The following is an 8,090-nucleotide window of genomic DNA, read 5'->3' on the forward strand; positions in this document are numbered from 1 at the left end:
CCCATCCACCCATCCACCCATCCACCCATCTACCCATCCCACTTCACCTTAAACAGGCGAAACAGCTCATAGTCGCGGCTAGAGACCACCCGCGCCCCTTCGGCCTTGACCAGGGCCGGCCAGCGATCGAGGTCTTCTAGATACACCTCGGCCCCCAGGTAGGTTTCGAGAATGGCCCAGGGTTCGGCCAGCTCAGCCTCAGGGTTGAGGGCATCAAAGAGAAACCAGCCGCCGGGTTTGAGAATTTTTTTGACCTGCTGTAGCACCGTGGCCCAGTAGTCGGCGGGGTAGTAGCAGCTCACTCCGGTGGCGATCGCCATATCAAAGGAATGCGGCTCGTACTCTAGCCGGTGGGCAGGGGCTTGGGTAACCCCTTTAAACAGCTTGGAATTGAGCTGAGGGCCGCGAGAGGTCAAGGCCTGGCAGGCTACTGGGCTAATTTCATGGCCGTGGAAGAGGGCCTCCCAGTCGCGCCAGGGATAGATCAAAAAGCTAATGCCGCAGCCGATATCAAGGCAGCGATCGCGCCTGCGGGGCTTTACCGATTCCCAAAAGGGCGTCGAGATCCGGGGCGTTAGGGTACCGGCAATCCAGTCTTGGAACACGGGCATTTCTTCGACCTCGGGGGGCAGGTCAAAGGCTTTGCCGCTAAACTCCTGGTCATAACGTCGGGCCACGGCCTGAATCTGCGCTCCCCATGGGGAGGGGTCAGCGGGCAAGCGGCTTGTCCCTTCGCTTTTCATCCTTTAAGGGCTCGGCTAAAGTTTTCGCGGTACGACTTATTGAGGGCCAAAAACAGCGGCCACAGCAACGTGAATTTAACCTTGCCCTGGGTAAAGTTGGTGCGGTTAAACCCCGTCCAAAACTTAAAGGCCCCGCCGCCGTAGATGCCAGCCAACAAAAGCGCGATCAATGTACTCATAGTCACTGCTCCTTTCTACCCGGGTCGCCTATGCTTCTACAATACCAACGTTGCCTCCCGGTTGGTTGTCCGCCATGGCCTCTATTTTCTTAGCATTGGCCTCCAACGCTAGAGAAAGGTAGGCATACAGCGGCGCAGCACAGATCCCACCTGAGATAGAGATAGATTGGGTATATTTACTCTAATCTATCCTCGGGCAGGTCAGGGCCGGGGTAAAGTAATAGATATGTCCAAAGGCAGATCACTCTGTCTTTGCGCTCTCTATCTATTCGATATTGAGCTGATGCCCCGCCATCGTGCGGAGGCCCCCATTGGGAAGATGTTTTCAAGCAGGAAGGAGACAATATGCGTGCAGTGCTTATGGCTGGTGGTTCAGGGACTCGTCTGAGGCCACTGACCTGTGACTTGCCCAAGCCAATGGTGCCCATCCTCAATCGCCCCATTGCTGAACACATTGTTAACCTGCTCAAGCGCAACGGCATTACTGAGGTGATCGCGACCCTCTTCTACTTGCCTGATGTGATGCGCAACTACTTTAGCGACGGTCGCGACTTTGGCGTGCAGATGACCTATGCCGTGGAAGAAGACCAGCCTCTGGGTACGGCTGGCTGCGTCAAAAATATTGCTGACCTGCTAACCGAGACCTTTTTGGTGATCAGCGGTGACAGCGTTACCGATTTCGACCTCAAAGCCGCCATTGAGTACCACAAGCAAAAGGGTTCAAAGGCCACCCTGGTGCTGACCCGAGTGCCCAACCCGATTGAGTTTGGGGTGGTGATTACGGATGATGAGGGGCGGATTAAGCGGTTTTTAGAAAAGCCCTCCACCAGCGAAATTTTTTCAGATACCGTCAACACCGGCACCTACATTCTCGAACCCGAGGTGCTCGACTACCTGCCCGCCAACGAGGAGTCTGACTTCTCCAAAGACCTCTTCCCGCTGCTGCTGGAGAAGGGCGAACCCATGTTTGGCTATGTGGCCGACGGCTACTGGTGCGATGTGGGCCACCTGGAGGCTTACCGCGAGGCTCAGTACGATGCCCTGCACCGCAAAGTTGTAGTCGATTATGCTTACCCTGAGACATCTGACGACGTCTGGATCGGTGACAATACTCAGATAGATCCAACGGTTCAGATTCATCCGCCAGTGATGATTGGCAACAACTGCCGCATTGGCCCCCGCACTGTCCTCGAACCCGGCACGGTGATTGGTGACAACGTCACTATCGGCAGCGATGCCGACCTCAAACGCCCAATCGTTTGGAACGGTGCCATTGTGGGCGATGAGGTACACCTAAGGGCTTGCTCTATTGCGCGAGGGGCGCGGGTTGACCGTCGCTCTCACGTGCTGGAGGGAGCGGTGATTGGCCCTCTATCTACAGTGGGCGAAGAAGCGCAAATTAGCCCCGGAGTAAGAGTCTGGCCGAGTAAACAAATCGAGTCAGGTGCAACGTTGAACATTAACCTAATCTGGGGCAATACGGCCCAGCGCAATCTATTTGGCCAGCGAGGGGTGGCTGGGCTAGCCAATATTGATATCACCCCCGAGTTTGCGGTCAAGCTGGGGGCGGCCTACGGTTCGACCCTCAAGCAAGGCTCCCACGTGACGGTGTCGCGCGATCAGCGCAGTATTTCGCGCATGGTGTCGCGATCGCTGATTGCGGGCCTCATGTCTGTCGGCATCAACATTCAAAACCTGGAGGCGACGGCAATTCCGGTGGCCCGCAGCGTGCTGGCCCAAATGGGCGTAGCGGGGGGCATTCACGTGCGCTTGCACCCCGATCGCCCCGACTATGTATTAATTGAGTTCTTCGATGAACACGGCATCGACATTCCCAAAGGCAAAGAGAAAAAGATCGAGGGTGCCTACTTTAAAGAAGACCTGAGGCGATCGCCCATTCACGAGATTGGCACCGTCGCATACCCCACGGGGGTGGTTTCCACTTACACCACCGCCTTTGAGAAGCACGTCAATGTCGATGCGGTGACCAACAGTCAGGCCAAGATCGTCATCGATTACCTCTATGCGGTGTCGGGGGCAGTGCTGCCCCAGATTCTGGGCAAGTTTGACTGTGATGCGGTCGTGCTCAACGCCAGCCTGCGGCAGATGGCCCTCTCTAACGACGAGCGCGAGGTGATGCTGAGCCAGCTGGGTCAGGTGGTGCAGGCGCTGCGAGCCACCTTCGGGGCTCAGGTATCAGCCAACGGTGAGCAGCTCATCTTAGTCGACGAGGTGGGCACCTGCATTCGCGGCGAGGTGCTCACAGCCCTGATGTCGCACATGATGCTGACCACCCACCCGCGCGGCACGATTGTGGTGCCTGTACACACCTCTGGGGCGATCGAGCACATTGCCCGCCGCCACGACGGTCACGTGATTCGCACCAAAGCTAACCCAACGGCGCTGATGGAAGCCTGCCAGACCAATCCCAACGTAGTGCTCGGCGGCAGCGGCGAGATGGGCTTTATCTTCCCCGAACTGCACCCCGGCTTCGACGCCATGTTCTGTATTGCCAAGCTGATCGAGCTATTGAGCCTACAGCAGCGATCGCTAGAGCAGGTCTGGTCTGAGCTGCCCCGGATGGCCTACCGCATGCAAACCCTGCGCTGCCCCTGGACAGTGAAGGGTGCCCTGATGCGCTACCTGGTCGAAGAAAACCCGCCCGAGCGACTGGAGCTGATTGATGGCGTTAAAATTTTAGGCGACAACCCTGACGATTGGATTCTGGTGCTGCCCGATGCCGGTGAGCCCCTGGTACACATCTACGGCAACAGCCAGAGCCGCGAATGGCTCGACAGCACCCTGGACAAGTATCAGCAGCATGTCCAAAACTTCATCGAGAAAGAGCAGGGGATTATCAAGGAGACCGTGTCGCTATGAACAACTGCCTGCTGATGGCCGAAATTGTGCAGTCGCCCCAGCTGCGCTATACCTCCGACAATCAAACCCCCGTAGCCGAGTTTGTCGTGCAGTTTCCGGGTCTAAAAGAAGGCGATCCGTCTTCCCAAATGAAGGTGGTGGGCTGGGGCAACCTGGCCCAAGACATTCAGTCCCAGTACCAGGCAGGCCAGCGGGTGCTGCTGGAGGGTCGCCTGTCTATGAACGTTCTGGACAATCCCCAGGGCTATAAAGAAAAGCAGGTAGAAATGACGGTACAGCGGATCTACAGCGTGGGTGACCTGAGTACGATGCCCATGGCCCCTCCGGCCGCAGTAGCGACTCCCGCTGCAACCCCCAGCCCCGCTGCTGCTTCGCGCCCGGCAGCAAAAGCTCCTAGCGGCCCCGCCGAACCAGCCCCTAGCTACGACGACATTCCGTTCTAGAGCGTCAGTAGACTGCCTAGCCCAAGCATAGGGTGAACCGACCAGCCAACCTAGTGATCTGTCAGATTAAAGCCTGGCAGATCACTAGGTTTAGTTCACCGGCTACTCGGTTTCTGTTTCTACAAGAGAATTATCTTTTAGCGTGGTTTGCACCTGCTCCTGTAGCCAGGTATTAAACAGTTCGTCGATCAGCCGTTGGCGGGTAGTGTCATCGAGGCGAGCGGGCAAAAACTTTTCCAGGCGTACTACTACAAACCATTCACCAACTCGGGTGGGCGGCCACAGCTGACCCGGCTGGCTCATGACGAGAATTCTTGACAGGGCCGGATGCGGCACCGACAGCTCAACCGGGCCAATTAGCCCGCCGGTTTGGGCTTCCTGCCCTTCGGAGTACTGCCGGGCCAGGTCGGCAAAGGGCTGGCCATCGTCTTGAATGCGGAAGAAAAGCTCCTGGGCCAGACCCGCCTCGCGGGTGCGAACGAGGGAATACAACACCCGGTCGAGGTGGCTCTTGCGCTGCAAAAAGTAAGATTCAACCTGGGGTCCCCAGGTGTCGCGCTTGTACTGCTTTAGCTTTTGAGTCCGTTCACCTAAAAAGGCCAAATCGGCTTCGCTCAGCCCTCGCTGAGTTAAAAAGCTCTGGCGCTGCTCAGGGCTGGCGATCTGGTTAATCTGCAAAAACTGGTCTACGGCCTGGGCGGCTTGCTCAGGGGTGAGGGCAACGGCAGCGGTAGCCTGGTCAATAATGAGTTCTTTCGCCAGAGCGGGCAGCAGGCCATAGCGCCGGAGCAGAGGTACTATGTCGGCAGCCGCTAACGCTTGAGGGCCAACGTGCAGTACTGGACTAAAATCGGGGGGCGGAGACGTAGTCACAGGAAGAAGGGGCGCAATAAGCCATATAGCTCAACCTTATCGCATTATGCCAAGGCATTCTGAGGGGATTGGGAAGATTGGGGCGGATGGAGGGTTCTGCAAGCTTCTATCTAGTAGAGTTCAGCCATGGGCTGTCTACAGTTGACCAGGCTGCTACAATCCACCCAACTGTTTTATCGTCCCTAAGGACAATGTTATGACCCGGCCCACCATCCCTGTGGTGTCTTACCCCGATTTACTGAGTACCACGATGGCGCGGCAGCGGGCGATCGCAACCTTAGGTGAAGCGCTTGAGTCGGTGGGTTTTTTCATTCTCGAACCGCACCCTATTTCGCCAGAGGTGGTGCGGCGGGCCTATCAGGTGGCGGCAGAGGTATTTGCTCTGCCCGAGGCGGCCAAGACCCAGTACATGCTGTCCCAGCGCCGGGACGAGGGGGGCTTTTCTAGCTTGGGCAGCGAGCAGGCCAAGGGGCATACTGTCCCCGATCTCAAAGAGTTCTGGCACATCAATCGCCAGAGTCTCAATGCTCCTGACTCTCCCTGGCCTCAGGAGGTGCCTTCCTTTCGCCCAGTGATGACACGCCTTTACCAACAGCTGATGGCCTGTGCTGAGGTGCTGTTGGTCGCTTGCGCTGACTATTTAGGGCAGCCCCAAGATTGGCTAGTGTCCATGGCTACCGGAGGTAATACTGTGCTGCGTCTGGCCCACTATCCAGCGGTGGGGGTGACCCCTGCTGGCAGTCTGCGGGCTGCCCCCCACGAAGATATCAACCTGATTACCCTGCTCTGCGAAGCCACCGCCCCAGGACTCGAAATTTTGACCCAGCAGGGCAAGTGGCTGCCTATTCAAACTACCCCCGGCCAAATTGTGGTCGATACCGGCGATATGCTGCAAAGCCTGACAAATGGTTTGTTTAGGAGTACGACCCACCGAGTCGTTAACCCCCAGTCGAGCAACCAGGCTCGTCTATCGATGCCATTTTTTGTGCATCCTCGTCCGGAGGTTGACTTGACTCCGGTGGAGAGTTTGATCGATCGCACCGGGGGCGTGCCCCAGTTTCCGCCGATTACGGCAGCAGCTTATCTGACCCAGCGGCTGGAGGAGATTCGGGTGGGGGCGTTGATGTAACTAGGGCCGTGAGTGGGTGCGCGGCGGGAAGATTAGGCGGTAGGCAAAGGGGTTAAGCGCCGATGCCGAGACGACCAGCGAGACTAGGGGTAAGGGGCAATAGCACCGTCAAAGCCAGGAACAGGGCCAGCAGACTCAAGGCCGCACGGGCGTCGTTGGGTTCAGAAATATCGTTGAGGCAGGGGCGCTCGGGGGTGCGCTGCAAAATCAAAATTACCCCTGCCCAGTAGAGCGCCAGAGGATTGGCCAGCGATACCAGGACTAGCACCACTAGGGTGAATAGCGTGGTGCGATTTAGGGTTTTGCGCCCGTAGATAGCCTGCACCATACGGCCACCGTCAAGCTGCCCGGCGGGCATCAAGTTGAGGGCCGTAATCACCAGCCCTAGCCAGCCCATGATGGTCAGCGGATGAATATCGACCAGCGGTGCTTGCAGGGCCGAGCCCAGCACGACTCGGGCCAGCGCCCCGATTAATATTGATCCCTGAAAGAAGCCAGAGGGAATTTGAAAGGCGCTGCCGGGGTGCGATAGCATCAGCCCGCCTAGCAGCATAGCCAGGGAGACCAGGCCGCCAGCGGCGGGGCCAGCCAGGGCAATGTCGAACAGCACGCTGCGGTTGGGCAGCAGTGACTCGAATCGGGTGAGGCTGCCAAAGGCTCCAATTTGCCAGGCCGGGATCAGAAAGGGCGGGCTGAGGCGAATGTTGTAGCGGCGGGCGGCAACCCAATGCCCGGCTTCGTGGGCGACGAGGATTATTAATAGGGCGACTAAAAAGGGCAGGGCGGCCCGCCAGCGAGAAAAGTCTTGCAGCAGGTCAAAGCCCTGCAAAATGGCCCCCGCCTCTAGCCCGGTGAAGAGGGTTGCGATCGCCAATACCCCCGCCAGCGACCACTGGGCCGGGGTCGTTTTGACCGGGTCGGCGGTGGCGGGCAGCACGACGACGGTGGGCTTTTGCTCCAGGTTTTCGACTAAGAACAGGCGATAGCGATCGCCCAGCCGATCTTCCAGCGCTTTAGCAAGCTGGGTCTGGGTGGCCGCCGGTTCGCCCCGCAGGTTGCCGCGAAAAATAGCCCCCTGGTCGTAGGGGATCGTCTCGGTGCGAAAGTAGGTGTCGAGGCCAAAAATACCCTCAATTTGGGCCAGATCTTCAGCCGGAATGGAGATGCCCGCTGGGCTCTCGGTCGGCGTGGGGGTAGGCTGGTCGGTCTTTTCCAGGCTCTCGTTGTTTTCATGCTTGGCATCTACCGTCGCCACCGAAACCGAGCGCTGGGTGGAGAGCATGTCTTGACCCAGGTCGCGCAGCCGTCGACCCAGATAGATATAGAGGCCGGTCGACCCCAGCACCAGCACCAGCACGCCAACCAGGTTGATGTAAATACCCAGAGCAAACAGGCCAAAAAACAGCAGCCATGGTCCCATCAGCACCACCGACTGGAGCCAGGCCAAAATGCCCACGCTGCCGTAGGGCTGGGCGCGACGGTAGCCCCAAACGAGAATTGCGATCGCGGCCAGCAAAATCAACCCAGTAATCACCATAGTGCCGCTATCCCTAACCTTCTCAACTCGCCTTAGCAGGCGCACAAAACCCCCATCAGTCTACCGTTGATAGGCTAGGGCGGCCAGCCAGGGGCGACTTTAGACGCCTCTTCGCCGCGTTTCAGTAGAGTTCTCAGCGTCAGGGCGGGGGCAAACGCGCTCCAGGGGCCATCGTTCCAGGGTTAAGGTGCTTAAATAAAGCCAGATAGCCTGCCCCGTGCTGTATTGACGTCAGGGGTTCCATCTAGTTTTGTCAGCCCGTCCTTGCCAGCTGCCGCCCGCTATGACTTCACCGCCCCCAAACCC

Annotated in this window: 7 protein-coding genes; 3 read left to right on the forward strand and 4 right to left on the reverse strand. The window is 58.1% G+C overall.

Going from position 1 to position 8,090, the window contains the following annotated elements; all coding sequences use genetic code 11:
* Positions 1 to 29: 29 nt before the first annotated feature.
* Entirely contained in the window at positions 30 to 719 is a 690-nt protein-coding gene (locus IQ273_RS27020) for a class I SAM-dependent methyltransferase (RefSeq protein WP_278000597.1), read from the reverse strand.
* A 20-nt stretch (positions 720 to 739) separates the two neighbouring features.
* A complete protein-coding gene (locus IQ273_RS27025; protein ID WP_194026231.1) occupies positions 740 to 922 on the reverse strand; it encodes a hypothetical protein in 183 nt (60 codons plus the stop codon).
* 345 nt (positions 923 to 1,267) lie between these two features.
* Between IQ273_RS27025 and IQ273_RS27030 the strand changes: the two genes are divergently transcribed.
* Positions 1,268 to 3,802, forward strand: coding sequence for a mannose-1-phosphate guanyltransferase (locus IQ273_RS27030; protein WP_194026232.1), 2,535 nt, complete (start codon positions 1,268 to 1,270; stop codon positions 3,800 to 3,802).
* Positions 3,799 to 4,245, forward strand: a complete 447-nt coding sequence (locus IQ273_RS27035) for a single-stranded DNA-binding protein (protein WP_194026233.1) — start codon at positions 3,799 to 3,801, stop codon at positions 4,243 to 4,245. Before IQ273_RS27030 ends, IQ273_RS27035 begins: the two co-directional genes overlap by 4 nt.
* Before the next feature lie 102 nt (positions 4,246 to 4,347).
* Here IQ273_RS27035 and IQ273_RS27040 read toward each other — a convergent pair whose 3' ends face one another.
* The gene (locus tag IQ273_RS27040) at positions 4,348 to 5,118 is read right to left on the reverse strand and encodes a peptidylprolyl isomerase (protein ID WP_194026234.1); all 771 of its coding nucleotides are present in this window, start codon (positions 5,116 to 5,118) and stop codon (positions 4,348 to 4,350) included.
* A 196-nt stretch (positions 5,119 to 5,314) separates the two neighbouring features.
* Between IQ273_RS27040 and IQ273_RS27045 the strand changes: the two genes are divergently transcribed.
* Complete coding sequence (locus tag IQ273_RS27045) at positions 5,315 to 6,247, forward strand: isopenicillin N synthase family oxygenase (RefSeq protein WP_194026235.1); 933 nt, start codon at positions 5,315 to 5,317, stop codon at positions 6,245 to 6,247.
* Positions 6,248 to 6,299: 52 nt separating this feature from the next.
* Here the strand turns inward: IQ273_RS27045 and IQ273_RS27050 are convergent, their stop codons facing one another.
* A complete protein-coding gene (locus tag IQ273_RS27050) occupies positions 6,300 to 7,784 on the reverse strand; it encodes a site-2 protease family protein (RefSeq protein WP_194026236.1) in 1,485 nt (494 codons plus the stop codon).
* Positions 7,785 to 8,090: the final 306 nt, after the last annotated feature.

Origin of the sequence: Nodosilinea sp. LEGE 07298 (assembly GCF_015207265.1) — a bacterium.
Classification (GTDB): Bacteria; Cyanobacteriota; Cyanobacteriia; order Phormidesmidales; family Phormidesmidaceae; genus Nodosilinea.